Source organism: Pseudomonas cistanchae (assembly GCF_054483635.1).
Window position 1 is genome coordinate 575,606 of the sequence record NZ_JBTLWN010000001.1, and the last position, 25,515, is coordinate 601,120.

Here is a 25,515-nt window from a genome sequence, read left to right on the forward strand (position 1 = left end):
GTCGAGCGCGCCGCCTCTGGCGGGCGAGCTGGATCAGTGGTGCTTGTGCTTATGTTTGTGCTTTTTGTGTTTCTTGCCATGGCCATGGTAGTGGCCACGGTCGCGATCACGATCGCTGCCGCCGGCCACTTCGTTGGCGAGGGCGCCGCCTGCCGCGCCGCCCAGGCCTGCGCCGATGGTGGAGCCGGTACTGCCACCGACGGAGCCGCCCAGCACCGAGCCGCCCGCCGCGCCCAGGCCACCGCCCAGCGCCGCTTCGGTTTTATTGCCGTCACGCGCGGTGATCACGCCACCTGCAGCGCCGCCCAGGCCTGCTCCGATGGCGGCGCCCGTGCTGCCACCCACTTGTTGGCCGATGACGTTGCCCAGGGCACCGCCGACACCGCTGCCGATGGCGACCTTGCCGGTATCGCCAGCGAAGGCGGCGGGAACGATCAAAACGCTCAGGGCTAGTGCGGAAACAATTTTGCGCATACTGCAGACCTCAAGATTTAGCTGCGGGTTGGCGATCGAGCGCATGCTGCTCGAACTCGCGACCTTTTAGAACCGGGCCAATGAAATAGTTCCGGATCCACCAGCTCGCGCCATAAGGAACTCGCTGATATTGCTGGCGAATGCTCAAAAAACGCTCCCGCCTCCGGAATGCGTGCAGCCAGCGTGATACCTGATGCTGCTGGCAAAAGACCAATGGCTGGCGGATACGCCGCTCGCTTGAGCAAGGTGCTCAAAACTTCGGTGGGAAGCCTTGGCAGGCGTTTCCAGCATTGCTGGCGTAAACGGCCTGTTACAGCAGGCTTTCCTGGCTCCATAGATCCAGCGCCTGGCTCAGCGGCAACACCGCGCCAGGGCGGCTCAAGGCGTAGCCTGGAAGTTGGCCGATGCGCGCCTGAAACTCCGGGTGCTGCAGCACGTCGAGGAGAGCGACCATTGCAGGCAGGGCCAGGCTGTCCTGGTGGCAAAGCAGGCAGTAGTGCTCCCTGGCAATGGGAATGAAGGCCAGACCGAACATCCGCGCCGCCGCCTCCACACCAAAACCGACATCGGCCATGCCGCTGGCGACGTAGGCCGCCACCGCAGCATGGGTGTATTCCTCGTTATGAAAACCATTGATCCCGGCGCTGTCGATCTGCGCCTGCTGCAACAGGCTTTCCAGCAGCATGCGCGTGCCTGAACCCTGCTCGCGGTTGACCAGGCGCAGGCCGTTACGTTGCAGATCGGCCAGCCCGGCGATGCCCAGCGGGTTGCCGGGAGCGAGCATCAGGCCCTGGGTGCGCACGACGAAGGTAATCACCCGGTGTTCGGCGCGCAGCCAGGGCTGGATGCGCGCCATGCTCAGACTGCCCAACGGCCCGGCCGGCACGTGCAGCCCGGCCAGATCGCAGTCGCGGCGATGCAGGGAAAGCATCGCCTCGACGCCGCTGCGAAACTGCAGTTTCCACTGCCAGCGGCCATCCTGTTCCAGCCATTCGCGCAGCGCCGCGACCGCGAAACCATGGCTGGCATGGATGCGCAGGCCAGGACGGGTTTCCTGCAGTGCGCGGTTGAGCTCGACCTCCAATTCGCCGGCGAGGTTGTCCAGTTGCGGGGTCAGGCGTGCGCGGATGCGCTGGTCGGCGCGCAGCAGTTTTTCCCCGAGGCTGGTGAGGTGCGCGCCCTTGCCGCGCTCCAGAGCGATCAGTGGGCTGCCGAAGAAGGCTTCCCACTTGCCCAGCAGGTTCCAGGCATGCCGATAGGAATAGCCGCTGCGGGCGGCAGCCTCGGTCAACTTGCCGCAGTCGTGAACGTTTTGCAGCAGGCTCATGCCCTGGGGATCGAGGCTGCTGCCATCGGCTTGGTGGAAGCGCCAACGCGGTTGGATCTCGATGCGGATCATATGCTCTCTGCTTCATATTTGTTGCGTCATGAGCACATGTTAGCTTGGCTTGGCGTGATTTTCATGATCATCAAATAAGAACTCTATTTCATATGTTTTGTGTTGGCAGCTCGCTCTATCACCCGCCGGATAATCGGCGCAGTTGAGCGTCAGCCAGCACAACGGCCGGAGCCTCGAAACATGGCCACGCTTGCCTCGCAGACTGATTTTCTCCGGTATCAGACCGTCACCCGCGAGGTGCTGGCGGCGCACCGCGACGAACCGGGTGCGCTGCTGCCCATTCTTCACGACCTTCAGGATCGTCTTGGCGCGGTGCCGCCCGAGGTGTTGCCACTGATCGCCGAAGATCTGTGCCTGTCGCGCGCCGAGGTGCACGGCGTGGTCAGCTTCTACCATGACTTCCGCGCCAGCCCGCCCGGGCGTAAGCACCTGAAGCTGTGCCAGGCCGAGGCTTGCCAGTCGATGGGCGCCAAGGCGCTGACCCATGAGTTGCAGGCAAAACTCGGCCTGCAGCTGGGCGAGACCCGCGCCGACGGCAGCCTGACCCTGGAGGCGGTGTACTGCCTGGGCAACTGCGCCTGTGCGCCGAACGCCATGCTCAATGGCGAGCTGCACGGCCGGGTCGACGTCGAGGACCTGCTGCACCTGGTGGAAGAACAGGAGGCGCGGCTATGAGTTCGCCCGTCACCGTTTACGTGCCGCGAGACGCCAGCGCCTTGAGTCTGGGGGCCGACAAGGTGGCCCAGGCCATAGTTGCCGAGGCCGCCGCGCGCAATATTGACGTACGCCTGGTGCGCAACGGTTCGCGCGGGCTGTTCTGGCTGGAGCCGCTGGTCGAGGTCGCCACCCCGGCCGGGCGCGTGGCCTATGGCCCGGTCAAGGCCCGCGAGGTTGCCGGCTTGTTCGACTCCGGGTTCCTCGAAGGCCATGGGCACGCGCTCGGGCTTGGTCTGACCGAAGAGATCGACTACCTCAAGCGCCAGGAGCGCCTGACCTTCGCCCGCGCGGGGATCACCGATCCGTTGTCGCTGGCCGACTATATCGAGCATGACGGCTACCGCGGTCTCAGGCGCGCGCTGGAGATTGGCTCAGAGGCGATCATCGCCGAGGTGCTCGATTCCGGCCTGCGCGGGCGCGGCGGCGCGGCCTTTCCCACCGGCATCAAGTGGCGCACCGTGGCCGGCTGCCAGGCTGCGCAGAAGTACATCGTCTGCAACGCCGACGAAGGCGACTCGGGCACCTTCTCCGACCGCATGGTGATGGAAGACGACCCCTTCGTGCTGATCGAGGGCATGACCATCGCCGCCCTGGCCGTCGGCGCTACCGAAGGCTATATCTACCTGCGCTCGGAATACCCGCACGCCGAGGCGGCGCTTAAGGCAGCCATCGCCACGGCCTATGCCGAGGGCTACCTGGGCGACGACATTCTCGGCAGCGGCCAGCGCTTTCACCTGCATCTGCGCCGCGGTGCCGGCGCCTATGTCTGCGGTGAGGAAACCTCGCTGCTGGAAAGCCTCGAAGGCAAGCGCGGCGAAGTGCGGCCCAAGCCGCCGCTGCCGGCGATCGAGGGCCTGTTCGGCCAGCCGACGGTGATCAACAACGTGATCTCGCTGGCCTCGGTGCCGATCATTCTCGACAAGGGCGGCGCCTATTACCGCGACTTCGGCATGGGCCGGTCGCTCGGCACCCTGCCGATCCAGCTGACCGGCAACATCGCCCGTGGCGGCCTGATCGAGAAAGCCTTTGGCGTCACCCTGCGCGAACTGCTCTATGAATATGGCGGCGGCTCGGCCAGCGGCCGGCCGATCCGCGCGGTGCAGGTCGGCGGCCCGCTCGGTGCCTACCTGCCAGAATCGCAGTTCGATACGCCGCTGGATTACGAGGCCTTCGCCGCCCTTGGCGCGGTGCTCGGCCACGGCGGCATCGTGGTGTTCGACGACAGCGTCGACATGGCCGACATGGCGCGCTACGCCATGGAGTTTTGCGCCATCGAATCCTGCGGCAAGTGCACGCCCTGCCGGATCGGCTCGACCCGCGGCGAAGAGCTGCTCGAGCAGATCATCGTCGCCCGCTCCGAAGGCCCGCAGCCGGGACGCATCGAACTGCTGAAAAGCTTGTGCGACACCATGCTCGGTGCCTCGCTGTGCGCCCTTGGCGGGATGACGCCCTATCCGGTGCTGAGCGCCCTCAATCATTTTCCCGAAGACTTCGGCGTGTCGAAAGACAGCGCCGAAGCTCGCTGATCCGGAGACGCCCCCATGGCCCTGTTTCGTGAACTCGACTACGGAACCCCCGCCCGCACCGGCGCCCCGGTAACGGTGGAAATCGATGGTACGTCCATCACAGTACCGGCCGGCACTTCAGTGATGCGCGCCGCCCAGGAGGCCGGCATTTCCGTGCCCAAACTGTGCGCCAGCGACAGCCTCGAGCCGTTTGGCTCGTGCCGCCTGTGCACGGTGGAGATCGAAGGACGACGCGGCTTTCCGGCCTCCTGCACCACCCCGGTAGAGCCGGGTATGAAGGTGCGCACGCAAAGCCCAAAACTCGCCGAACTGCGCCGCGGCACCATGGAGCTGTATATCTCCGACCACCCGCTGGACTGCCTGACCTGTTCGGCCAACGGCAACTGCGAGCTGCAGGACATGGCCGGCGTGGTCGGCCTGCGCGAGGTGCGTTACGACCCGGTGAAGACCCACCTGGCCGAGACCAAGGACGAATCCAACCCCTATTTCACCTTCGACCCGGCCAAGTGCATCGTCTGCAACCGCTGCGTGCGCGCCTGTGAGGAAGTGCAGGGCACCTTCGCCCTGACCATCAGTGGCCGAGGCTTCGATTCGCAGGTCAGCGCCGGGCAGAACGAAACCTTCCTCGACTCCGAGTGCGTGTCCTGCGGCGCCTGCGTGCAGGCCTGCCCGACCGCGACGCTGATGGAAAAGTCGGTGATCGAGATGGGCCAGGCCGAACGCAGCGTGACCACCACCTGCGCCTATTGCGGCGTCGGTTGCTCGTTCAAGGCCGAGATCAAGGGCAATACCGTAGTGCGCATGCTGCCGAACAAGGATGGCCACGCCAACCATGGCCACTCCTGCGTCAAGGGCCGTTTCGCCTGGGGCTACGCCACCCACCCTGATCGCATCACCGCACCGATGATTCGCGAGAGCATCCATGACGCCTGGCGCACGGTGAGCTGGGACGAGGCGATCAGCTATACCGCCCAGCGCTTCAAGGACATCCAGGCGCAGTACGGCCGCGGCTCGCTCGGCGGCCTGACCTCGTCGCGCTGTACCAACGAAGAGGCCTACCTGGTACAGAAACTGGTGCGCGCCGCCTTCGGCAACAACAACGTCGACACCTGCGCGCGGGTCTGCCATTCGCCGACCGGCTACGGCCTCAAGGTCACCCTCGGCGAATCCGCCGGCACTCAGGATTTCGACTCGGTGCTGGCTGCCGATGTGGTGCTGGTGATCGGTGCCAACCCCACCGACGGCCACCCGGTGTTCGGCTCGCAGCTCAAGCGTCGTCTGCGCGAGGGGGCCAAGCTGATCGTCGCCGACCCGCGCGGCATCGACCTGGTGCGCGGCCCGCACGTCAAGGCCGACCACCACTTGCAACTGCGTCCGGGTAGCAACGTCGCCCTGCTCAACAGCCTGGCTCACGTCGTCGTCACTGAGAATCTGGTCGACGAAGCCTTCGTCGCCGAGCGCTGCGAGATTGAGGCCTTCGAGCAATGGCGCGCCTTCGTCGCCGACCCACGGCACAGTCCCGAGGCCATGCAGGAATTGACCGGCGTGCCGGCCGCCACGGTACGCGCCGCCGCACGGCTTTACGCCACCGGCGGTAACGCCGCGATCTACTACGGCCTGGGCGTGACCGAACACAGCCAGGGCTCCTCGACCGTGATGGCGATCGCCAATCTGGCCATGGTCACCGGCAACATCGGCCGCGCCGGCGTCGGCGTTAACCCGCTGCGCGGGCAGAACAATGTGCAGGGCTCCTGCGATATGGGTTCCTTCCCCCATGAGCTGCCCGGCTACCGCCACGTTTCCGACCCGCTGGCGCGGGCGCAGTTCGAACAGTCCTGGGGCGTCAGCCTGCTCGACGAGCCGGGCCTGCGTATCCCCAACATGCTCGCCGCCGCCCATGCCGGCACCTTCAAGGGCATCTACATTCAGGGCGAAGATCCGGCGCAGTCCGATCCCGACACCCAGCACGTCACCGATGCGCTCAAGGCCATGGAGTGCGTGGTGGTGCAGGACCTGTTCCTCAACGAAACCGCCAAGTTCGCCCATGTGTTTCTGCCCGGCGCTTCCTTTCTGGAGAAAAACGGCACCTTCACCAACGCCGAGCGGCGCATCTCGCCGGTGCGCAAGGTGATGCCGGCGCTGGCTGGCAAGGAAGACTGGGAAGTGACGGTGGCGCTGTCCAACGCCCTCGGCTACCCGATGAACTACACGCACCCCTCGCAGATCATGGACGAGATCGCCAGCCTGACCCCGACCTTCACCGGCGTCAGCTACGCCAAGCTCGACCGCATGGGCAGCATTCAGTGGCCATGCAACGACGCCGCCCCTGAAGGCACGCCGATCATGCACGAGGACGCCTTCGTGCGCGGCAAGGGCCGTTTCATGATCACCGAGTACATCGCCACCGAGGAGCGCACTTCGCGCAAGCGCCCGCTGATCCTCACCACCGGGCGTATCCTTTCGCAGTACAACGTCGGCGCGCAGACCCGGCGCACCGCCAACGGCGCCTGGCATGCCGAGGATCGCCTGGAAATCCACCCGTTGGATGCCGAGGACCGCGGCATCAACGACGGCGACTGGGTATCGATCAACAGCCGCGCCGGCGAGACGGCGATGCGCGCGACCATTACCGAACGGGTGCAGCCGGGGGTGGTCTACACCACTTTCCATCACCCGGAATCCGGCGCCAACGTGATCACCACCGACAACTCGGACTGGGCCACCAACTGCCCGGAATACAAGGTCACCGCCGTACAGATCAGCAAGGTCGAAGCGCCTTCGCGATGGCAGAACGAGTTCCAGGCCTTCACCCACGAGCAGCTCGATTTGCTGCCGCCGATCAAGGTGGTGCAGCTATGACCGGGTGGCGAATAGCCCGTAGGGTGCGCCGTGCGCACCAGGCCCCGGTTGTCAGTGCTGCGCACTGCCTAGGCGGCTCCGCGACACCCGATACAAACCAGCCTGCGGAGTATTCAGGTCAACCAGCGGAGCACGTCCATGGGCATGAACGCCACGCAACTGATCAAGATGGCCAACCAGATCGGCGATTTCTTCACCTCCCAGCCCGATCCGCAGCAGGCGCGGGATGATTTTGCCCTGCACCTCAAGCGTCAGTGGGACCCGCAGATGCGCACCGCGCTATACGCCCACCTGGATGCCAGCGGTGGGGTGGGGCTGAGTGCCTTCGTCGTGGATGCCATGCGTGCGCGACGCGACCAGGTCGAGCCGCTGGCGGCGCGAGCAGTCTAGAGGCTATATGCGTCAGCCATCGTTAATGTTCAACAATCATCTAATTTCGGTTCGCTGTAGGGTGGATGATGCTCTTTCATCCACCATCGCGGCACCATGGTGGATCGATGAAGCGTGATCCACCCTACGGACTGAGCGCCCTTTGGAGCCTTCGATGATGCCACGTCGCACCCCCGTCCCAGTCACTGGCGAGATCGCCAGCCCGGTCCAGGATGGGTACGCCTACGTTGAGCTGAACGACGCGGCTGCCGAGGGCAACGCCACGCTGGCCGAAGAGTGCGCCCTGGCGATTGTCTACAACGGCATCAGTTATGCGGTGATGATGGTCTCGCCCTCGGCCGTCGAGGACTTTGTGATCGGCTTCAGCCTCAGCAGTGCAGTTGTCGACAGCGTCGAGGAGATCTATGACATCCGCGTTCAGCGTAATGGCGACGCCCTCAGCGCCGACGTGCAGATCAGCAATCGAGCCTTCTGGGCACTCAAGCAGCATCGCCGGCAACTCAGCGGAACCAGCGGTTGCGGCCTGTGTGGCGTGGCGGCGCTGGAGCAGGCGCTGCCGCAGTTAGCATCGTTGCCGCCCAGCCCTCTGCCGCCGGCGGAACACCTGAACGATCTGCGCACGCGCATTGCCAGCGTACAAAGCCTGGCGCGCCACAGCGGTGCGCTGCATGCCGCGCTGTTCGTCGACCAGGCGGGCGACATCAGCCTGTGCCGCGAGGATATCGGTCGGCACAACGCATTGGACAAGCTGATCGGCGGGTTGCGTAGGCAAGGTCGCGACGCACGGCAAGGCTTCGTAGTGGTCACCAGCCGCTGCAGCCTCGAGCTGATTCACAAGGCGGTGCGCAGTGAGTTCGCCACCCTGGTCAGCCTCTCGGCACCGACCAGTCTCACGGTGCGCTGGGCGCGCGAGCATCGGCTCAATCTGATCCACCTGCCGCATCACAGCGCGCCCCGGGTCTACAGCCCGACGTGCTAAGGATGCTCTCTCAGCGTTCTTGATGAGCCCGGCTCGTAGGGTGCGCCGCGCGCACCGATGCCCGGTTGTTGGTGGTGCGCACAGCGTACCCCACGGACTCGGTAGCCTCTCGGTCTCGCAAGGCTGGCTCGGCTGCGAAGCCGTCACAGCCCCTCGATCAGCGCCCGGTAATCCTCGACCGCAGCGAACTCTTCGGTGTCCTTGACGGCGGCCTGGCTGTCCGGCTGACGCACCGCGAGCAGGTGAGCGACGCCGTACTGCCGCGCGCTGCGCAGGATCGGCAGGCTGTCGTCGATAAACAGGCTGCGTGCCGGCTCGAAGGCAAAATCCTGCTGCAGGGCGAACCAGAATTGCTGGTTCTCCTTGGGGAAGCCGTAGTCGTGGGAGCTGATCAATCGGTCGAAGTAAGGCGCAAGCTCAATGCGTTCGAGCTTCAGCGACAGCGAATCGCGGTGTGCGTTGGTTATAAGCACGACTCGCTTGCCGGCCTTGCGCAAGGCGGCAAGAAAGGTATCGGCGTCGGGGCGCAGGGCGATCAGGTCGGCAACCTCGCGCTTGAGGTCGCGGATCGACAGCTTCAGTTCGCGGCTCCAGAAATCGGTGCAATACCAGTTGAGCTGGCCGGCGTGTTGCTGGAACAACGGCATCAGCTCCGCCTCAGCCAGCGCGCGGCTGACGCCATGGTGCTCGGCATAACGCTGCGGCAAGTGCTGCAGCCAGAAATGATTGTCGAAATGCAGATCGAGCAGGGTGCCGTCCATATCCAGCAGTACGGTATCGATCTCGGTCCAGGGCATCGGCGGCATGGCGGCTTCTTCGGTGAAAGGGCAGGCTGTCGCTATTCGCGCCCCTGCTGTCGCCGGCGCGCAATCTGCGACGGGGATAATCGCGAAAGCCGCGGTATGATAACCCGCTAAGCCACGCCACGAGGGTGCGCACAGTCGACGGCCAGTTGCCCATGCGCGTCGTCGCCCTCGTCAGCGCCTTCCAAGGAGCCGCCCGATGCGTCAAAAGCCCACCGTACTCGCTCGCGAAATCGTCGCCAGCAGCCGCCTGTTCCGCATCGAGGAGCTGCAGCTGCGCTTCAGCAATGGCGTCGAGCGAACCTACGAGCGCCTGGTTGGCAAAGGTGTTGGCTATGGCGCGGTAATGATCGTCGCCATGGCCGACGAGCAGCATGCCTTGTTGGTCGAGGAATATTGCGGCGGCACCGATGACTATCAGCTGTCGTTGCCCAAAGGGCTGATCGAGCCCGGCGAAGACGTACTCGAAGCCGCCAACCGCGAGCTCAAGGAGGAAGCCGGTTTCGGCGCGCGGCAACTGGAACACCTGGCCGAGCTGAGCCTGTCGCCGGGTTACATGAGCCAGAAGATTCAAGTGGTGCTGGCCCGTGACTTGTACCCGGAAAGCCTGCCGGGTGATGAACCCGAGCCGATGCGGGTGGACAAGGTCAACCTGAATGAGCTGTCGAGCCTGGTGCAGCATCCGCAGTTCAGTGAAGGACGGGCCCTGGCGGCGCTTTACCTGGCGCGTGATCTGCTCGGTCAGCGCAAAGAGCGGAGCCTATGAGCCCGGTAATCGTGAACCATCCGCTGATTCCTGCCGTGATCGAACTGGTTCGCCGGGCGGGCGCAGCGACACTGCCGCACTGGCGAGCCGATGTGGCTGTCAGCGAGAAAGCCGATGCGTCGCCCGTTACTGCCGCGGATATGGCGGCACACCACATCCTCAACGATGGCCTGGTCGCGCTCGATGCGAGCATCCCGGTGCTGTCCGAGGAGGCTGCGGATATTCCCCTGAGCGAACGCGCCCAATGGACACGCTGGTGGCTGGTCGATCCGCTCGATGGCACCAAGGAGTTCATCGCCGGTAGCGAGGAGTTCACCGTCAACGTCGCGCTGATCGAACATGGCCGAGTGGTGTTCGGCGTGGTTGGCATCCCGGCGAACGGCCGTTGCTACTACGGCGGCGCCGGGCTGGGTGCCTGGCGCGCCGAAGCCGCGGGAAATAGCGCGCCAATCAATGTGCGCCTGGCGCCTGAGCAGGCGTTTACCCTGGTCGCCAGCCGGCGTCATACGAGCCCGGCGCAGGAGCGCTTGCTGGAAGGCTTGCAGGAGCGTTTCGGCGACTTGCAACTGGTCAGCGTTGGCAGCTCGTTGAAGTTCTGTCAGCTCGCCGAAGGCAGCGCCGATTGTTATCCGCGCCTGGCGCCTACTTCGCAATGGGACACCGCCGCGGCCCAGGGTGTGCTGGAAGGGGCTGGCGGTGAAGTGCTGACACTCAAGGGCGAAGCGCTGGGGTACGAAGCGCGCGAATCCATGCTCAACCCGTCCTTTCTGGCCTTGCCAGCCGCCGCCGAATGGCGCGCCGAGTTGATCCGCCTGGCCCGCGCGCTGGATTGATCAAGGTGTCGCATGTGCCCTAGGGGGCGGCATGTGTACCGGCACCGACATAGTGCGCGCGGCGCACCCTACGGTATGAAGCCGTCAACTGTCCTCGCTGTCGTCCTCGTCGCCGCCGTCGATCTTCATGTCCAGTTCCTTGATCTTGCGGGTCAGGGTATTGCGGCCCCAGCCCAGCAGTAACGCCGCATCGCGTCGGCGCCCGGCGGTGTGCTTGAGGGCGGTCTCGATCATGATCCGTTCGAAGGCCGGAACCGCCGTATCGAGCAGGCTCGACTGACCGCGGGCCAGCGCCTGATCCGCCCATTGGCGCAAGGCTTGTTCCCAGTTGCTGACCGGCGCGTTGTCCTGGGGGCGGCTCAGCAGTTCCGGCGGCAGGTCGTCGACGTGCACTTCGCGGCCGGACGCCATTACGGTGATCCAGCGGCAGGTATTTTCCAGCTGGCGCACGTTGCCAGGCCACGGCAGGTTGCGCAGGTAGTCTTCGGTTTCACTTTTCAGCAGCTTGGGTTCGACGGCCAGCTCCAGCGCCGCGCGGCTGAGAAAATGGCGGGCGAGGGTCGGGATGTCTTCGCGCCGATCCGACAACCTGGGGATATGGATGCGGATCACGTTGAGGCGGTGGAACAGGTCCTCACGAAACTTGCCGGCCTGCACCAGGCTTTCCAGATTCTGGTGAGTCGCGGCGATGATGCGCACATCGACCTTCACTGGCGTGTGTCCGCCAACCCGGTAGAACTCGCCGTCGGCCAGTACGCGCAGCAGGCGTGTTTGCGTATCGGCGGGCATGTCGCCGATCTCATCGAGGAACAGCGTGCCGCCATCGGCCTGCTCGAAGCGGCCGCGACGCTGGTTGGCGGCGCCGGTAAAAGCACCTTTCTCATGGCCGAATAGCTCAGATTCCATCAAGTCTTTCGGAATCGCCGCCATGTTCAGCGCGATGAATGGCGAGGCGGCGCGCGGACTGTGGCGGTGCAGGGCGTGGGCGACCAGCTCCTTTCCGGTACCTGACTCGCCATTGATCAGTACGGTGATATTGGAATGCGAAAGGCGGCCGATGGCGCGAAACACCTCCTGCATGGCCGGGGCTTCGCCAATGATTTCGGGCGTATTGGCGAGCACTGTCGGCACAATCAGGCCTTGCTGCTCCTGGGCGTGCTGGTTGGCGCGCTTGACCAGGGACACAGCCTCATCCACATCGAACGGCTTGGGCAGGTATTCGAAGGCACCGCCCTGGTAGGACGCCACCGCACTGTCCAGGTCGGAGTGGGCGGTCATGATGATCACCGGCAGACGCGGGTGCAGCTCGCGAATCCGTGCGAGCAGCTCCAGACCACTGGAACCAGGCATGCGGATATCGGAAATGATCACGTCGGGTTGCTGGCGCACCAGTCGGCTGAGTACGCCGTCGGCGCTGTCGAAGCTCTGGGTGGTCATGCCCTCCTGTTGCAGGGCTTTTTCCAGCACCCAGCGGATGGAGCGGTCATCGTCGACGATCCAAACGGTTTCACTGCGACTCATGACGAGGTTACTCCTTGTTCCAGCGGCAGGAAGATCGAAAACACGGTGTGGCCTGGGTGGCTCTCGCATTCGATCAGGCCCTGGTGCTGACTGATGATGTTCTGGGTGATGGCCAGGCCGAGGCCTGTGCCGTCGGCACGCCCGCTGACCATGGGATAGAAGATGGTTTCCTGCAGCTCCGGCGGGATGCCGGGACCGTTGTCGAGAATTTCGATTCGGGTCACCAGACGATGGCGGCAATGGCCGATGGTGAACTGGCGTAGGGTGCGAGTGCGCAGGGTAATGCGGCCCAGGCGCAGTTCGTTCTGCCCGCCGATGGCCTGCATCGCATTGCGCACGATATTGAGCACCGCCTGGATCATTTGCTCGCGGTCGATCATCAGGTCCGGGATGCTCGGGTCGTAGTCACGCACCAGGGTGATGCTGCCCTGGCTTTCAGCCTCGACCAGACTGCCGACCCGCTCCAGTACCTCATGCACGTTGGTCAGGGCCAGCGACGGCAGCTTGTTCGAACCGAGCATGCGGTCGACCAGGTTACGCAGGCGATCCGCCTCTTCAATGATGACGTTGGTGTAGTCCTTGAGGCTTTCTTCCGGCAGCTCGCGGGCCAGCAACTGCGCCGCGCCGCGGATACCGCCCAGGGGATTCTTGATTTCGTGGGCCAGGCCGCGCACCAGCATCTTGGTGGTTTCCTGCTTGGACAGCTGCGCTTCTTCCTTGGTGATGCGCAGCAGCCGGTCGCGTGGATGGACTTCCAGCAGCAGCAGGGTTTCGCCGCGGCTGAGGATCGGCGTGACCGCGTAATCCACGGTCAGGGTCTGGCCGGTCACTGCGGTGAGCACCGCTTCGCGCTTGTTGAACGGGTGCGCCTCTTCGACCGCCTGGCGCAAGGCGCTCAGGGCTTCGGCCGATTCGGTGAACAACTCGCTGATAAATTGGCCATGGCTGCGCTGACCGCTGACGGCCAGCAGCATTTCTGCCGCCGGATTCATGTACTCGAGACGCAAGCCATCATTGAGCAGCAGGGTGGCTGTGGTCAGGTTGTCCAGGAGCAGGCGATGCAGTGCGTCGTTGATGATCATAGAGATGTCAGCAGACCCTTGGGCTCCAGCAGTGCAGCTGGAAAATGCAAGAAGCAAACCAAAGCCCCGAAAAGAAGCGTGTTTAGCTGAGGAATGCCGAGCGTTGGCTGCTTTACTGCGCAGCTGGGCGATGTAGCGCGACCCAAAACAGGGAGAGTATAGAAATGCCGGGCAAGAAGCGCACCGCTTTGGTGCGCTGCGCTGGATTAGATGAAGGGGACGAAGGGAATGTCTTTCTTTTCCGGTGGCTTGTCTTTCAGCGGGCATTCCGGACGCACGCCGTAGTCAGCTTTTTTGCAGGGCTTGACCATGCGCTTCTGCGCCAGGGAGATGCGAAGCATATGAAACGGCTGGCTGGGCGTGCGTTCCACGGTGCGGCCCTGGGCATCGACGATTTCCACTGCCAACTGATGGGTACCACGGTCGATGTTCTCCAGGGTGAAAACCGGGCTGCGGCCGGCTTCGCCGACTGCGGCGCCATCGAGCAGCAGACGGTAGCCATGCCCTGGATGCAGGGTAGGTTCGCTGTTGGCGGTAACAATCAGATTGCCGGCATTGTCGCGGATGGTCGCATCAGGGTTGGGTATCAGAATGCGCAGCATCTGGTAGGCAAGCGCCGGCGCAGCGGTGGGTGGCTCGACGTAGGCGGGCACACTGGCAGGCGCACCCATACCATTGGCGGGCGCCAGCTGCACCGTTTCGGCATCGCCCTGCTGTGGCTTGTCGGTGAAGACCCGATTACCCTCGGCATCTATATAGGTATACACCTGGGCAGCCGCAGGCAGGCTCAGGATCAGCAGGCAGAAAAGCAGAGTGCGCATGATTTAGGGCGCCGGTTTTGGTTTGGGTTTGGGGGGTGGCGGACGCAGCGCCGGGCTGCCGGTGTGCACCCGCTGCACGGTGAAGGTCTCGGTGGCGCTTTGCTGGATCGAGCGCTCGCCGCTCAACACCTCGACCGCCAGGCTGTGTTCGCCACGGTCGAGATTGACCAGTTGCAGCTGGGTGACATTGCTCGGTTGGCCATAGGGCTTGCCGTCGAGCAATAGGCGCAGACGATGGGCGCTGGCCAGGCGCGGCTGGATTTCGACGCCGACGGTAAAGGTACCGTTGTTCGCGCGTAGCGCCTCGTCGTCGGGAATGTTGGTCAGTCGCAGTACCTGGTAAGGCGGGGTCGTCTCGTCCGGCGCCTCGCTGCTTGTCGGCGCCGGGCTGGGTACCTGCATTTCGACAGTATTGGTTTGCGGCAGCTCGACGCTTTGCGCATCGGTGCCTTCCGGTGGCTGGTTGGTGAAGACGGTGTTGCCGTTGGCATCGGTGTATTTATAGATCTGCGCCGCCGCAGGGATCGCGAGGCTCAGCAGCAGGCAGGTGAGTAACAGGCGCATGGCCAATCTCCCGAGAATTGTGCCGTTAAGACTTGCACCGGCGGGCCTTTCTGGCAAGGGTGCTGATGTTGCTGCGTGGATTGGTGCACCAAACCGGGGTGACAGCGTCAGGTGGTTAGCCTCGGGCAAGCATGACACTGCTTGCAGCGGGCGCAATCGGTAGGGTGCGCTGTGCGCACCAGGCGTCTGTGGCGGCACCGGTGTTGGTGTTGATGTGGTGTTCATGTCGATGCGCACGGCCTGGGAGGCGCCCTGCGTACTCTGCGAATTAGTCCTGCAGCTGGGCGCCAATGCCTGAGCGCAACAGGGTGCGGCGACATAGCCAATATAAAAGGCCACCCGAAGGTGGCCTTTTATGCTGCTTACTGGCTTAGACGCTGTAGTACAGCTCGTATTCCAGTGGGTGTACGAAGGTACGGACCTTGATTTCTTCTTCGCTCTTCAGCTCGATGTAAGCATCGATGAAGTCGTCGGAGAACACGCCGCCCTTGGTCAGGAACGCGCGGCCCTTGTCCAGCTCTTCCAGGGCTTCTTTCAGGCTGCCGCACACTTGCGGGATCAGCTTGCCTTCTTCTGGCGGCAGGTCGTACAGGTTCTTGTCGGCAGCATCGCCGGGGTGGATCTTGTTCTGGATGCCGTCAATGCCGGCCATCAACAGCGCTGCGAAGGCCAGGTACGGGTTGGCAGCCGGATCCGGGAAGCGTGCTTCGATACGGCGGGCTTTCGGGCTGGAAACGTACGGAATACGGATCGAAGCCGAACGGTTGCGTGCCGAGTAGGCCAGCATCACTGGCGCTTCGAAACCTGGGACCAGACGCTTGTAGGAGTTGGTCGACGGGTTGGTGAAGCCGTTCAGTGCCTTGCCGTGCTTGATGATGCCGCCGATGAAGTACAGGGCGGTATCCGACAGGCCGGCATAGCCTTCGCCAGCGAAGGTGTTCTTGCCATCTTTGGAGATGGACATGTGCACGTGCATGCCCGAACCGTTGTCGCCGTACAGCGGCTTCGGCATAAAGGTCGCGGTTTTGCCGTAGGCATCGGCCACGTTGTGCACGCAATACTTCAGGGTCTGAACTTCGTCAGCCTTGGCAACCAGGGTGTTGAACTTCACACCGATTTCGTTCTGGCCAGCAGTCGCCACTTCGTGGTGATGCACTTCGATAACCAGGCCCATGTCTTCCATGGCGTTACACATGGCAGTACGGATTTCATGATCATGGTCGAATGGCGGAACCGGGAAGTAGCCACCTTTGACGCCCGGACGATGGCCCTTGTTGCCGCCCTCGACGTCCTGATCAGACATCCAGGAGCCTTGCTCGGAGTAGATCTTGAACATCGAACCAGAGATGTCGGATTTGAACTTCACTTCGTCGAAGATGAAGAACTCAGGCTCCGGGCCCACGAATACGGTGTCGCCAATGCCGGTCGACTTGAGGAATTCCTCAGCGCGGGCCGCGATGGAGCGCGGGTCGCGGTCGTAGCCCTGCATGGTGCTTGGCTCGATGATGTTGCAGACCAGAATCAGGGTCGGCTCTTCGGTGAACGGGTCCAGCACGGCGGTATCGTCAACCGGCATCAGGATCATGTCGGAGGCTTCGATGCCTTTCCAGCCATGAATGGAGGAGCCGTCGAACATCTTGCCGTGTTCGAAGAAGTCTTCGTCCAGAGCGTCACGGGCCGGCATGGTCACGTGATGCTGTTTGCCCTTGGTATCAGTGAAGCGCAGGTCAACCCACTTCACGTCGTGTTCTTTGATCAATTGAATCGACTTCGACATGCTGTCCTCCAGGTGGATGAGGCTCGAATGGTGAGCCCTCAATAATGCGGTGCAGCCCGGCGGCATAGTCCTCCAGGGCAACCTGCCTCACAAGAGAGCAAATTGCATGCCAGTGCCCCGCAATGGGGAAGCTGGCTGCAGCGCAGGGCTGGCGCGGGCCTGCTATGGGTCAGCAATAAATATTTGCACCATATTGGGTCGAGATATTTTCCTTGCGCACCAAAATGGGTCTCTCGTTCTGTGGTTGAGTATTTTTGATCAAAGCTTGAGCAATTTCCGCTATAATCCGCGCCCCTGTTTTTTGGCTGTCCTGGCGCCCCCTGTTTTCATGAAACTGATCGTTAAAGTCTTCCCGGAAATCACCATCAAAAGTCGGCCGGTGCGTAAGCACTTTATCCGGCAGCTGGCGAAGAACGTTCGTTCGGTTTTGCGTGAGTTCGATCCGCAGCTGCAGGTCAGCGGCGTGTGGGACAACCTTGAGGTCGAAACCCAGGTCAGCGAAGCGAAAACCCTCCAGGCGATGATCGAGCGCCTCAGCTGCACGCCAGGCATCACCCATTTCCTTCAGGTCGATGAATACCCGCTGGGCGATTTCGATGACGTGCTGGAGAAGTGCAAGCTGCATTTCGCCGATCAATTGCCCGGCAAGATCTTCGCCGTACGCTGCAAGCGTGCCGGCAAACACAGCTTCAGTTCCATGGATATCGAACGCTATGTCGGCAGCCAGCTGCGCCAGCAGTGCGGCGCGGCCGGCATCTCGCTGAAAGACCCGGACGTTGTGGTGCGCATGGAAATCCGCGACCAGCGCCTGTTCGTCATTCATCATCAGCACGAAGGCCTGGGCGGTTATCCACTCGGCTCGCTAGAGCAGACCCTGGTGTTGATGTCCGGCGGCTTCGATTCCACGGTTGCCGCCTATCAGATGATGCGCCGCGGCCTGGTCACCCACTTCTGCTTCTTTAATCTAGGCGGCCGCGCCCATGAGCTGGGGGTGATGGAAGTGGCGCATTACCTCTGGCAGAAGTTCGGCAGTTCCCAGCGCGTATTGTTTATCAGTGTGCCGTTCGAGGAAGTGCTCGGCGAGATTCTCGGCAAGGTCGACAACAGCCAGATGGGCGTGATCCTCAAGCGCATGATGCTGCGCGCCTCGACGCGTATGGCCGAGCAATTGCAGATCAATGCCCTGGTGACCGGCGAGGCGATTTCCCAGGTGTCGAGCCAGACCTTGCCGAACCTGTCGGTGATCGACTCGGCCACCGATATGCTGGTGCTACGCCCGCTGATCGCCAGCCACAAGCAGGACATCATCAATACGGCCACCCAGATCGGCACTGCGGAATTCGCCAAGCACATGCCGGAATACTGCGGGGTGATTTCGGTCAACCCGACCACCAAGGCCAAGAAGGACCGAATTGAGCATGAGGAGCGCCAGTTCGACATGGCCATCCTTGAGCGCGCGTTGGAGCGGGCGACCTTGCTGCCAATCGACAAGGTGATCGACGAACTGGGCAAGGACGTCAAGGTCGAAGAGCTCAGCGAGGCGCTCGCCAGCCATGTGGTGATCGATATCCGTCACCCCGACAGCGCCGAGGAGGAGCCCCTGCAGCTGCCCGGCGTCGAGGTGCAAGCGTTGCCGTTCTATGCCCTGAACAGCCGCTTCAAAGAGTTGGATGCCACCCGCCAATACCTGCTGTATTGCGACAAAGGCGTCATGAGTCGTCTGCATGCCCACCATTTGCTCAGCGAGGGGTATGCCAATGTGCGCGTTTATCGTCCGACATAAGACGCCCGGGTTGAATGGCGGCAGTATCCGCCATCGCCCTCCCGACCCACAGGCGGCGTAAGAGCCACCGCGCTGGTGCGCCGCCTGGCCGAATTCGCATTTAGTTAATATCCGCCGCCTAGACTAAGCGGCACACCGAATCCTCTGATCGAGATACACACGTGATCGAAAATCTACGCAACATCGCCATCATTGCCCACGTTGACCATGGTAAGACCACCCTGGTAGACAAACTCCTGCGCCAGTCCGGCACCCTTGAGCGCAACGAGCTCAACGATGAGCGCGTGATGGACAGCAACGACCAGGAAAAAGAGCGCGGCATTACCATTCTCGCGAAGAACACCGCGATCAACTGGAACGGCTACCACATCAACATCGTCGACACCCCCGGCCACGCCGACTTCGGCGGTGAAGTTGAGCGCGTGATGTCGATGGTTGACTCCGTACTGCTGCTGGTCGACGCCCAAGACGGCCCGATGCCGCAAACCCGCTTCGTGACCAAGAAGGCCTTCGAAGCCGGCCTGCGTCCGATCGTGGTGATCAACAAGGTCGACCGTCCGGGCGCGCGTCCAGACTGGGTTCTGGACCAGATCTTCGACCTGTTCGACAACCTCGGTGCTACCGAAGAACAGCTGGACTTCAAAGTCGTCTACGCCTCGGCCCTGAACGGCATTGCCGGTCTTGACCACACCGAGATGGCCGAAGACATGACCCCGCTGTACCAGTCCATCGTGGACAACGTGCCGTCCCCTAAGGTTGATATCGACGGTCCGTTCCAGATGCAAATTTCCGCACTGGACTACAACAGCTTCCTCGGCATCATCGGCGTTGGCCGTATCGCCCGTGGTCGCGTCAAGCCGAACACCCCGGTGGTCGCCATCGACGCCGAAGGCAAGAAGCGCAATGGTCGGATCCTCAAGCTGATGGGTCACCACGGCCTGCACCGCATCGACGTTGAAGAAGCCACCGCCGGTGACATCGTCTGCGTCAGTGGCATGGACCAGCTGTTCATCTCCGACACCCTGTGCGACATCAACCATGTCGAAGCGATGAAGCCGCTGACCGTCGACGAGCCGACCGTATCCATGACCTTCCAGGTCAACGATTCGCCGTTCTGTGGTAAGGAAGGCAAGTTCGTCACCAGCCGCAACATCAAGGAGCGTCTGGACAAGGAGCTGCTGTACAACGTGGCCCTGCGTGTCGAAGAAGGCGACAGCGCCGACAAGTTCAAGGTCTCAGGCCGCGGCGAGCTGCACCTCTCGGTACTGATCGAAACCATGCGTCGCGAAGGCTTCGAAATGGGCGTTGGCCGCCCGGAAGTGATCATCCGCGAAGTCAACGGCGTCAAGCAGGAGCCGTTCGAGAACGTCACCATCGACATTCCTGAGGACGCTCAAGGCAAGGTCATGGAAGAGATGGGCCTGCGTAAGGGCGACCTGAGCAACATGGTGCCGGATGGCAAGGGCCGTGTACGCCTTGAGTACAACATCCCGGCTCGCGGTCTGATCGGTTTCCGTAACCAGTTCCTGACCCTGACCAACGGTGCCGGCATCCTGACCTCGATCTTTGACCGTTACGACACCATGAAGTCCGGCACCATGTCCGGTCGTCAGAACGGCGTACTGGTGTCGGTCGAGACCGGCAAAGCCCTGACCTATTCCCTGGAAACCCTGCAGGCGCGCGGCAAGCTGTTCGTCGAGCACGGCCAGGAAATCTACAACGGTCAGATCGTCGGTCTAAACAGCCGCGACAACGACATGGGTGTGAACCCAACCAAAGGCAAGAAACTCGACAACATGCGTGCTTCCGGCAAGGACGAAACCATCGCCCTGGTTCCTCCGGTGAAGTTCACCCTGGAGCAGGCGCTGGAATTCATCCAGGACGATGAATTGTGCGAAGTCACGCCGAAGTCGATCCGTCTGCGCAAGAAGATCCTCGACGAAGGCGAACGTACCCGCGCCGCGAAGAAAGCCAAGAACTGATCTAGCTCTGGCTGACTAGAGGCCCCCGCCAACGCGAGTTGGCGGGGGCTTTTTATTGGCTGCTGATTATCCACCTCCGCCCGTGTCGGGGGCGTAAACCATCAGGCGTCATCGCTCGCGTTTGTCGCAGCGAATGAATTTGGTGTGCCTGTGAAGCGCCCGGCATTCGTCTGTATAAGTGCGCCCGATCCGCCCGATATACTGGCGCCTTGCCGCCTGCGCGAGGTCGCGGTGGCCGGGGCATAGCGCTTCTGCACAACGGTTATAGGGAATTACTGCATGCAATGGATTTTCATGCTGGTTGGCCTGGTCATCGGCGCCCTCGTGGGCGAGTCGGTAACCGGCGCCTTGTTGGGTGGCTTGCTCGGCCTGGCGTTCGCTCAGGCACTGAAGATCGCCGGGCTGGAAAAGCAGAACGCCGAACTGCTCGCGGAGTTGAAGGGCTTTGCCCAGCGCTTCGAGCAAGGCACTTCGGCGATCCATGAGCGCCTGCTCAAGGTCGAGCAGGGCGATTCAGCCCCCGAACCGGTCAGCCAGCCTGGGCCGCCCATAGTCGCGCAACGTCCAGCTGGCAACGACTCGGCTCCCGTCGACGAGCCGACCCTGAACTGGGAGTTGCCTGCCGAGCTGATCACCCCGGAACCTGCGTTCGCCATCGCCGCCGAACAGGCTCGTGCGCGCGAGTGGACGGCCGAGCCGGTCAGCGCCGAGAGCAGGCCCGCCACCCCCCGCAAACCTGCCAGGCCTTCGCTTATCGGGCGGGTGCTGCGCGCCGCCCAGAACTGGTTGTTTGGCGGCAATACCGTGTTGCGCATCGGTGTGGTGTTGCTGTTCCTCGGTCTGGCTTTTCTGCTGCGCTACGCCACCGAGGGCATGGTGGTGCCTGTGCAGTTGCGCTACGCCGGCGTCGCGGCCAGTGCGATTGCCTTGCTCGGCCTGGGGTGGTGGCTGCGGCGGCGCAACCCGAGCTATGGCTTGATGCTGCAAGGCGCCGGGATCGCCGTGATGTACCTGACGGTTTTCGCCGCGATGCGTTTGCACCCGCTGCTCGACCCGAAGATGGCGTTGGCGCTGCTGGTCGTGGTGACGGTCTGTTCGGCGATTCTCGCGGTGATGCAGAACGCTCTGGGTTTGGCGGCGGCCGCGGTACTGGGCGGATTCGCTGCGCCCATTTTGACCTCCACCGGCAGCGGCGACCATGTGGCGCTGTTTTCCTATTTCATCCTGCTCAACAGCGGCGTCTTCGCCATCGCCTGGTTCAAGGCCTGGCGCCTGCTCAACCTGATCGGCTTCATCTGCACGTTTGGCATTAGCTTCGCGTGGGGCATGCGCTCCTACACCCCGGAGCTGCTCTGGAGCAGTGAGCCGTTCCTGGTGCTGTTTTTCCTTATGTACGTGGCCATCGGCTTGCTCTTTGCCCGTCGCAAGCTACGCGAAGCGGCAGATGCGCCGAGCGAACGGGACGCCCTGCTGCGCTGGTCGGCGCGTCAGGGTGACTACGTTGACGGGACCATTCTGTTCGGCCCGCCCTTGGTGGGGTTTGGTCTGCAATACGCGCTGGTGCAGCACATCGAGTTCGCCGCCGCGTTCAGCGCATTGGCGCTGGGGTTGTTTTACATGGGCCTGGCAGTGGTGCTGGCCAAGCGCACCGGCGGCCGTGCGCTGCTGTTGGTGGAGACCTGCCTGGCATTGGGCGTGGTGTTCGGCACCCTGGCGATTCCGCTGGGGCTCGACGCGCGCTGGACCTCTGCCGCCTGGGCGGTGGAAGGCGCAGGCATCTTCTGGCTTGGGCTGCGTCAGCGACGTCCGCTCGCCCGGGGCTTCGCCTTGCTGTTGCAGGCTGGTGCGGCGCTGGCGTTCATTGGTGAAGTGCGCGATGGCGTCGACAGCCTTCTCGCAGGTCCGCCGCTTGGCGCACTGATGTTGGGCGCTGCGCTGTTGTTCAGCTTCTGGAACTTGCGACAAGCTGAGGCAGCTCACTGCTCGGCCTGGGAGCGTCGCGGCATGCCATTGCTGGCCTGCACGGGGCTGGGATTTCTGTACTTGATCGCGCCACTGTGTTTCAACGCCGAAGCCACGGCCATCAGCTGGGCGCTGGCGGGCCTGGCGACGTTGCTGGTGGGGCTGCGCCTGCAATCGCGCACCTTTCTGTTCACCTCCTTCGCGGTGCAACTGCTTGGCGGCGCCGTATTCCTGCTGCAGCTGGACGGCGCCTCCGGTCTCGGTAGCGGAGCCTTTGGCGCCGGCTGGCGTGGCTTGCTGAGTGCCTCGGTGATCGGCCTGGCGCTGATCGGCGGCATGTTGCTGGCGGCGCGGAACGAGCAGGTCAGCAGAGACCGCCGCTTGCTGCGTGCACTCTCGCTGGTGCTGTTGGTGGGGCTGCTGTTTATCAACTTCGCCGTGCTGTTTGTCCTGCCTTGGCAGAGCGCCAGTGCGGTCTGGGGCGGCAGTGGCTTGTTGATCATCTGGCTGAGCCTGCATGTGCGGCAGCGCGCCAGCTTTGTCTTCGGCCTGTTGCTGCAGGTATTCGGCGGGGCGTCGTTTCTGTTGGCGAGCCCCTTGCTGCTCGCGCAACTGGGCGGCGAGGGCCTGCGTCCGCTCGCCCACGCAGGGTTCTGGACGCCTGCCGTACTGGCTCTCGCTGCTCTGATCGGCGCCTGGCGCGTGCGGCAGGTCGCCCGCCGCGAACCGGACGGCGCGCTCCCGGCGCTCAGCCTGCAGCGCTTGTCGCAGTTGCTGGTGGTGTGGGGCGCGGCCTGGTGGGTGCTGGCTCTGGCCGGCGAAGTCCTGCGTTTCGTCATACCGGAGTTGCGTACTTCGGCGCTGTTGCTGGGCGCCGCGCTGAGCGTCGCGCTGTGGGGATTGCTCGCGGTGCGCCTGCAATGGTCGGCGATGGCGATGCTGTGCACGCTACTGGTACCCGCTGCGGTGGTGACGCTGCTGCACGCCTGGCAACCGACCTATCACCCGGCGGCGGATTTCGGCTGGCTCGCCTGGGGCATTCTGTTTGCCGTGCACCTGCTGTCGCTGCGGCGTCTCGAAGGGCTGCTGCCGGTGGGCGTGATCAGCGCCGTTCACGTATCGGGTTGCTGGTTGATCGTGGGCGTGCTGGCCCTCGAGTTGCGCTACCTGCTGTTCATGCTGTCCGAGCAATACAACGCCTGGCGCTGGCTGGGTTGGGCACTGTTGCCAAGCGTTTATCTGTTGCTGATGGCCGCACCGCGGCAATGGCCGTGGCCGGTGGCGGTGTATCCGCGCGAATACCGCGTGCTGGCCGCGGCGCCACTGGCGCTGTTGATGCTGGGCTGGTTCTGGCTGGCCAACATTGCCAGCGACGGTGCAGCCGAGCCGTTGCCTTATCTGCCACTGATAAATCCCCTGGAACTGGGCCTGTTGCTGGCGCTGCTCGCGGTCTACCAATGGTTGCGCAGTGGCTTGCCGCAGCTGGGCCTGGCGAATTGGGGCGGCGGCCAGGCGGCGCAGCTGGTGGCCGGAATTTCGCTGTTCGCATTGTTGACCGCGGCAGTGTTCCGCACCGCTCACCACTGGGGCGGCGTGCCCTATTACCTGGATCTGTTGCTGGCATCGATGCTGGTGCAGGCCGGTCTTTCCATCGTCTGGACCCTGATTGCCCTGCCGCTGATGATCGTCGGCCATCTTCGCGCGCGACGAGGTCTGTGGCTGGTGGGCGCCGCCTTGATCGGCGTGGTGGTGGCCAAGCTGTTTTTCGTCGAACTGGGCAACCAGGGCGGGCTGGAGCGCATCGTCTCGTTTATCGGGGTGGGCGTGTTGCTGTTGATCGTCGGTTATTTCGCGCCGTTGCCGCCGAAGCGGTCGGTCGCCGATACGGAGCAGGTACAGGTATGAATGCGGTACTACGGAAAGTGTCCCTGGCCATGCTGGTGTGGGTTGCCGGCACGACCATAGCCACAGCTGGCGCGCAGGAGCAGGCGAGCGACTATGCGGTTCGTGCACCGCTTACCCTCAGTGGTGAAGGGCCCTGGTACCGCCTGGCGTTGCCGATGGACGTGCACCTGGCGGCGCGCTACGCCGATCTGCGTGATCTGCGGGTGTTCAACGGCGAAGGCCAGGCGCAGGCCTATGCCCTGGTCCACGGCAGTGCCCGGCCACGCGAGACGCCTACCGAAACGGCGGTGAAGTGGTTCCCGCTGCAGGGGCCGCGCGATGCCGAGCAGGCACTTGGCATACGGGTACAGCGCAGCACCGCTGGCACGCTGATCGAAGTGGTGCCTGAGAGCACGCCAGTTGGCGCTCAACAAGAACTGCGGGGTTGGCTGCTGGATACCAGCGCCGTCACCGCACCCTTGCACGCGCTGATTCTTGACTGGAGCAGCGAGCGCGAGGGCTTCCAGCGGTTTTCCATCGAGGCCAGCGACGATCTGCAGCAATGGCGCACCTGGGGTGAGGGGCAGATCGCCCGCTTGTCGTTTGCCGATGAGCGGATTGATCAGCGCAAGATCGACTTGCCGCGGCAGACCGCCCGTTACCTGCGTTTGCTGTGGCTGGGAGATCAACAGGCGCCACAGCTGGTCTCTGCGCATGTGCTCAGCGCCAGCGGCGACCTGCTGCCCGAGCCTCTGACCTGGTCGGCGGAGCTGACGCCCAGCAGCGTCAAAGCCGCCGAATACACCTGGGTTCTGCCATCCGCGCTGCCGTTGCAGCGCATCCAAGTCGGCTTGACCGAGGCTAACAGCCTGGCGCCCGTCAGCGTTGTCGGGCGGCGTGACGGCGAGGTGCAATGGCAACCACTGGCGCGCGGCCTGCTTTATCGTTTGCCGCAGAATGGCAAGGACGTCCTGCATAACGAGCTGGAGCTGTACGGTGCACCCGTGCGCCAGTTGCGACTGTTGGTGGATGAACGCGGCGGTGGTCTGGGGGCGTCGCCGACCATCCGCATCGGCATTCGCTCGACCGAGCTGGTGTTCCTGGCCAGGGGCACACCGCCCTATACCCTGGCGATCGGCAATGCCGCAGGCAAAGCGGCCGATCTGCCGCTGAGCACGCTGATTCCTGGATACGATGAGCCGCGCCTGGCCACGTTAGGCTTGGCGACCGCAGCGTCTGCGCCAACCGGCGAAGTAGCTGCGGCTGTCGAGCAGCAGGGCGCATTCGACTGGAAGCGTTTGGGACTCTGGGGCGTGCTGCTCGCCGGGGTCGGCCTGTTGGCGCTGATGGCGATCAGTCTGCTGCGGGCCAAGCCCGAAGACCGCTAAGCCGG

At 63.4% G+C, this 25,515-nt stretch carries 19 protein-coding genes; 11 read left to right on the plus strand and 8 right to left on the minus strand.

The features are described from left to right. Positions 1-33: 33 nt before the first annotated feature. Complete coding sequence (locus ACX0MV_RS02670; protein WP_458980949.1) at positions 34-474, minus strand: glycine zipper domain-containing protein; 441 nt, start codon at positions 472-474, stop codon at positions 34-36. 310 nt (positions 475-784) lie between these two features. Next, positions 785-1,873 carry a substrate-binding domain-containing protein gene (locus ACX0MV_RS02675; RefSeq protein ID WP_458980950.1) on the minus strand — a complete coding sequence of 363 codons (1,089 nt, stop codon included), beginning with the start codon at positions 1,871-1,873 and terminating at the stop codon, positions 785-787. Positions 1,874-2,053: 180 nt separating this feature from the next. Here ACX0MV_RS02675 and ACX0MV_RS02680 point away from each other — a divergent pair, with 180 nt between their 5' ends. From ACX0MV_RS02680 to fdhD, 5 genes are all read left to right on the plus strand, one after another. Continuing rightward, positions 2,054-2,548, plus strand: a complete 495-nt coding sequence (locus ACX0MV_RS02680) for a formate dehydrogenase subunit gamma (RefSeq protein ID WP_458980951.1) — start codon at positions 2,054-2,056, stop codon at positions 2,546-2,548. Further along, on the plus strand, positions 2,545-4,116 hold the full coding sequence (locus ACX0MV_RS02685; protein ID WP_458980952.1) for a formate dehydrogenase beta subunit: 1,572 nt from the start codon (positions 2,545-2,547) through the stop codon (positions 4,114-4,116). The genes ACX0MV_RS02680 and ACX0MV_RS02685 overlap by 4 nt, the downstream gene beginning before the upstream one ends. 15 nt (positions 4,117-4,131) lie before the next feature. After that, the gene (gene fdhF, locus ACX0MV_RS02690) at positions 4,132-6,975 is read left to right on the plus strand and encodes a formate dehydrogenase subunit alpha (protein WP_458980953.1); all 2,844 of its coding nucleotides are present in this window, start codon (positions 4,132-4,134) and stop codon (positions 6,973-6,975) included. Positions 6,976-7,113: 138 nt separating this feature from the next. Continuing rightward, positions 7,114-7,365: a formate dehydrogenase subunit delta gene (locus tag ACX0MV_RS02695; protein ID WP_458980954.1), complete on the plus strand. Its 252-nt coding sequence runs from the start codon at positions 7,114-7,116 to the stop codon at positions 7,363-7,365. 157 nt (positions 7,366-7,522) lie between these two features. Continuing rightward, positions 7,523-8,344 carry a formate dehydrogenase accessory sulfurtransferase FdhD gene (gene fdhD / locus ACX0MV_RS02700; protein WP_458981742.1) on the plus strand — a complete coding sequence of 274 codons (822 nt, stop codon included), beginning with the start codon at positions 7,523-7,525 and terminating at the stop codon, positions 8,342-8,344. 143 nt (positions 8,345-8,487) lie between these two features. Here fdhD and yrfG read toward each other — a convergent pair whose 3' ends face one another. Continuing rightward, entirely contained in the window at positions 8,488-9,150 is a 663-nt protein-coding gene (gene yrfG, locus ACX0MV_RS02705) for a GMP/IMP nucleotidase (protein ID WP_458980955.1), read from the minus strand. A gap of 196 nt (positions 9,151-9,346) precedes the next feature. Here yrfG and nudE point away from each other — a divergent pair, with 196 nt between their 5' ends. Together nudE and cysQ are read left to right on the plus strand one after the other, a co-directional pair. Continuing rightward, complete coding sequence (gene nudE / locus ACX0MV_RS02710; protein ID WP_458980956.1) at positions 9,347-9,913, plus strand: ADP compounds hydrolase NudE; 567 nt, start codon at positions 9,347-9,349, stop codon at positions 9,911-9,913. Beyond that, a complete protein-coding gene (gene cysQ, locus ACX0MV_RS02715; protein WP_458980957.1) occupies positions 9,910-10,746 on the plus strand; it encodes a 3'(2'),5'-bisphosphate nucleotidase CysQ in 837 nt (278 codons plus the stop codon). Before nudE ends, cysQ begins: the two co-directional genes overlap by 4 nt. Before the next feature lie 84 nt (positions 10,747-10,830). Here cysQ and ntrC read toward each other — a convergent pair whose 3' ends face one another. The 5 genes from ntrC to glnA all read right to left on the minus strand — a co-directional run bounded on the left by ntrC (position 10,831) and on the right by glnA (position 16,511). Further along, positions 10,831-12,267: a nitrogen regulation protein NR(I) gene (ntrC, locus tag ACX0MV_RS02720; RefSeq protein ID WP_458980958.1), complete on the minus strand. Its 1,437-nt coding sequence runs from the start codon at positions 12,265-12,267 to the stop codon at positions 10,831-10,833. Then, on the minus strand, positions 12,264-13,349 hold the full coding sequence (gene glnL / locus ACX0MV_RS02725; protein WP_458980959.1) for a nitrogen regulation protein NR(II): 1,086 nt from the start codon (positions 13,347-13,349) through the stop codon (positions 12,264-12,266). The genes ntrC and glnL overlap by 4 nt, the downstream gene beginning before the upstream one ends. A gap of 206 nt (positions 13,350-13,555) precedes the next feature. Continuing rightward, complete coding sequence (locus tag ACX0MV_RS02730; protein WP_458980960.1) at positions 13,556-14,170, minus strand: DUF4124 domain-containing protein; 615 nt, start codon at positions 14,168-14,170, stop codon at positions 13,556-13,558. Positions 14,171-14,173: 3 nt separating this feature from the next. Beyond that, complete coding sequence (locus ACX0MV_RS02735) at positions 14,174-14,734, minus strand: DUF4124 domain-containing protein (protein ID WP_458980961.1); 561 nt, start codon at positions 14,732-14,734, stop codon at positions 14,174-14,176. Between the two features lie 370 nt (positions 14,735-15,104). Then, complete coding sequence (glnA, locus tag ACX0MV_RS02740; protein WP_458980962.1) at positions 15,105-16,511, minus strand: glutamate--ammonia ligase; 1,407 nt, start codon at positions 16,509-16,511, stop codon at positions 15,105-15,107. Between the two features lie 328 nt (positions 16,512-16,839). Here glnA and thiI point away from each other — a divergent pair, with 328 nt between their 5' ends. The 4 genes from thiI to ACX0MV_RS02760 all read left to right on the plus strand — a co-directional run bounded on the left by thiI (position 16,840) and on the right by ACX0MV_RS02760 (position 25,510). Next, positions 16,840-18,294, plus strand: a complete 1,455-nt coding sequence (thiI, locus tag ACX0MV_RS02745) for a tRNA uracil 4-sulfurtransferase ThiI (protein ID WP_458980963.1) — start codon at positions 16,840-16,842, stop codon at positions 18,292-18,294. Between the two features lie 161 nt (positions 18,295-18,455). Then, a complete protein-coding gene (gene typA / locus ACX0MV_RS02750; protein WP_458980964.1) occupies positions 18,456-20,276 on the plus strand; it encodes a translational GTPase TypA in 1,821 nt (606 codons plus the stop codon). A 279-nt stretch (positions 20,277-20,555) separates the two neighbouring features. Continuing rightward, the gene (locus ACX0MV_RS02755; RefSeq protein ID WP_458980965.1) at positions 20,556-24,143 is read left to right on the plus strand and encodes a DUF2339 domain-containing protein; all 3,588 of its coding nucleotides are present in this window, start codon (positions 20,556-20,558) and stop codon (positions 24,141-24,143) included. Next, positions 24,140-25,510, plus strand: a complete 1,371-nt coding sequence (locus tag ACX0MV_RS02760; protein WP_458980966.1) for a DUF3999 domain-containing protein — start codon at positions 24,140-24,142, stop codon at positions 25,508-25,510. The genes ACX0MV_RS02755 and ACX0MV_RS02760 overlap by 4 nt, the downstream gene beginning before the upstream one ends. Positions 25,511-25,515 lie beyond the last annotated feature (5 nt).